Annotated in this window: 1 protein-coding gene; it reads right to left on the bottom strand. The window is 53.4% G+C overall.

Going from position 1 to position 3,130, the window contains the following annotated elements; genetic code table 11:
* A partial coding sequence (locus IEV46_RS17650; RefSeq protein WP_188433905.1) for a non-ribosomal peptide synthetase occupies positions 1–3,111 on the bottom strand: 3,111 nt, incomplete at its 3' end.
* Between the last annotated feature and the right edge of the window lie 19 nt (positions 3,112–3,130).

Genomic DNA, 3,130 nt, shown 5'->3' with positions numbered 1-3,130 from the left:
GTTCTCCCGGCTCTCCGCCAGCAGAAACCGGACGCCGCCGTCGGTGAGCATGAAGCTTTTTCTCTCCTCCGGATAGGTGGGATCGACCGGCAGGTAGGCACCCCCCGCTTTCAGCACCGCCAACAGGGCGATGACCATCTCCGGGGTCCGGTCGAAGTGAAGTCCCACCACCTCTTCCCGGGCCAATCCCCGCTCCCGCAGGGCATGGGCCAGCCGGTTGGCCTCTTCGTTCAACTCCCGGTAGGTGAGAACCCTCTCTCCCCTTTTCACTGCCACCCGGTCCCCCTGACGGGCCGCCTGTTCCTCAAACAGCGAGACCAGGGTCGCATCCTTCGGATACGACACCCGGGTGTCGTTGAAGGTGTGCAAAAGTTGTCTCTCTTCCTCCGATAATCCAGCCACCTCTGTCAACGGGCGATCCAAATGATCCATTAATTCCTGCAACAAACAAATGAAGTTTTCGGTCATTCTTTGAATGGTGGATCGATTAAAGAGAGATGTGTTGTATTCAACGGACAGGCGCAACTCATCTCCCTGATCGGCGACTGAAAAAGTTAAGTCCACACGCGCATTTTTCCAATTCCAGTCCACCGGTTCCACAACCAGATCGGGCCAGTCCATTTTGGCTGCTTCGATATTTTGCATGACAAAGATGGTGTCAAACAAAGGATGACGGCTCAAGTCACGATCAAGGGCCAATTTTTCAACCAGAGCCTCAAAAGGATAGTCGGCATGCTCATAAGCATCAAGAAAATGCTCTCTTATATTCCGGATCAGTGAACGGAAGGTTTGGTTCGGGTTCAATTCGTATCGAAGGGCAAGCGTATTTACAAACATCCCGACCACCCGTTCCAAGTCAGCATGGGATCTGCCTGCGACGGGTGACCCGACTACAATATCCTTTTGCCCGGAATACCGATACAGGAGAATGCGATAGGCCGCAAATAAAACCATATAGAGTGTAACTTCTTCTTCAGCAGACAACTCCCTCAACTTTTTCAATATCCCGCTTTTCACTTTCGCATGGAAAAGGTCCCCATCAAACTGTTGGGAAGCCGGGCGGGGACGATCCGTTGGCAACTGTAATGGAGATAAATCCTTGGAGAATTGTTCTATCCAGAAAGATTCTTGAACCTGTATCTCGTGACTGTTAAAAATCCGATTTTGCCACACAGCGGCATCCTTGTACTGGATATGCGGTTTCGGAAGCGTTTCCCCCCGGTACATGCGTGTCAGTTCATCCAACAGAATTTGAATGGATATACCATCGGAAATCACATGGTGCATGTCCAACATCAACGTGTGTACATTTTCTTCTTCTTGAATGAGTGTCGCCCGAAATAACGGGGCACGTTCCAGATCAAATGGCTGGATGAGCTCCGATAATTCCACAGATTCCCGTCCACGCCAATCCAGCCGCGTCATGCTCCAATCCGGATGATCGTGAACCACTTGCACCAATTCCCCATCAGACATCGTAAATGAAGTGCGCAAGGCTTCGTGTCGATCAACCAATCGTTGAAGAACATCCTCCAGATGTTCCACCTTTAACTCTCCCGTCAAACGAATCGCCACCGGCAGGTTGTAACCTGTTCCCGATCCTTGCTCACTCAGTTTCTGCACCATATACATCCGTTTCTGCGTGGATGAAACCGGATAAAATGATTTCTTTTCCACCCGGGGAATCGGAACGTCAGACTCGCCCCGATATTTTTTGACAATCGTCGCCAATGTTTGAACATCCGGGGAAGAAAAGACTTCACGGACGGGAATTCGGACACCCAAATCCCGGTGAATACGGGAAGTCAAGACTGTCGCTTTAAGCGAATGCCCTCCCCATTCAAAAAAATTGTCAGTGCAACCCATGTCAGAGACCCCAAGTACTTCTTTAAAAAGTTGAAGCAATCGTTCTTCAGTCCGATTTTCCGGCCCTTTGTACATACGGGATTTACCTTTGGGTCGCGAAGATCCGGATATTTCGCTCGGTTTTGGCAAGGCTTTTCTGTCGACTTTCCCATTGGACGTTAATGGAATCGACTTTAACGAAATGAAATGAGAAGGGAGCATATAACCAGGGAGCAAATCAGCCAAATGACTCCTACACTCCTGGAGATCCCACTCATCCTCCTCCGGTACCACGTAAGCAACCAGCTCCGCCTCTTCATTCTCTTCCTGTTGGGCAGTCAACACCACTTCCCGCACTGACGGGTGTTTCAGGAGAGATGCCTCGATCTCTCCCAGTTCGATGCGGTGCCCCCGGATCTTCACCTGATCATCGATCCGCCCCAGGTACTCCAGCTCCCCCTCCGGCGACCACCGGGCCAAATCCCCGCTCCGGTACATCCGTGCCCCCGGCTCAAAGGGGTCCTCCATAAACCGCTCCGCCGTCAATTCCGGGCGGTTCAGATAACCACGGGCCACCCCCGCACCGCTCACATACATCTCCCCCGGAACCCCGATCGGAACCGGTTTCCGGTTCTCATCCAGCACATACACCTTCAAGGTCGGGATCGGGCCCCCGATGTTGCTCACATTCGTACGGATTTCCCGCTCCGTGATCTCCTTGTATGTGACGTGCACCGTCGTCTCCGTGATCCCGTACATATTGATCAGACGGCAGTTTGGATACTGCTCCTTCCAACCTGCCAACTGCATCGGGGCCAGAGCCTCCCCCCCAAAGATCACCTGGCGCACCGACAGCTCCCGGGGACGCCTTTTCACTTCCCGGGCCAGCTGGTAAAAGGCTGTCGGTGTCTGGTTCAGCACGGTCACTCCTTCCCGGGCCAACAGATCCGCAAACGCTTCCGGATCCCGGGTTGTCGCCGTCTCCACCATCACCAGGCAACCGCCATTCAATAGCGCTCCGTAGATTTCCCACACGGAAAAGTCAAAACAGGGGGAATGAAACAGCGTCCACACGTCTTCCCCGCTGAAATCAAAGCGGTTGCGGTCGTTGAACAAGAGGCGGACCACATTCCGGTGTTCGACCATCACCCCTTTGGGCTGGCCGGTGGAGCCGGAGGTATAGAGGATGTAGCACAGATCCCGGGCTTCGTTCACCGGATGCGGATTCTCCCGGGGGTACCCCTTGAGATCCAGCTCCCCGCTCACCCACACCTCCCCGGCAAAG

This window comes from Kroppenstedtia guangzhouensis (genome assembly GCF_014637345.1).
Taxonomy (GTDB): domain Bacteria; phylum Bacillota; class Bacilli; order Thermoactinomycetales; family DSM-45169; genus Kroppenstedtia; species Kroppenstedtia guangzhouensis.
The sequence above is the reverse complement of the archived record's forward strand: the minus strand, read 5'-3'. Positions and strand labels throughout refer to the sequence as shown.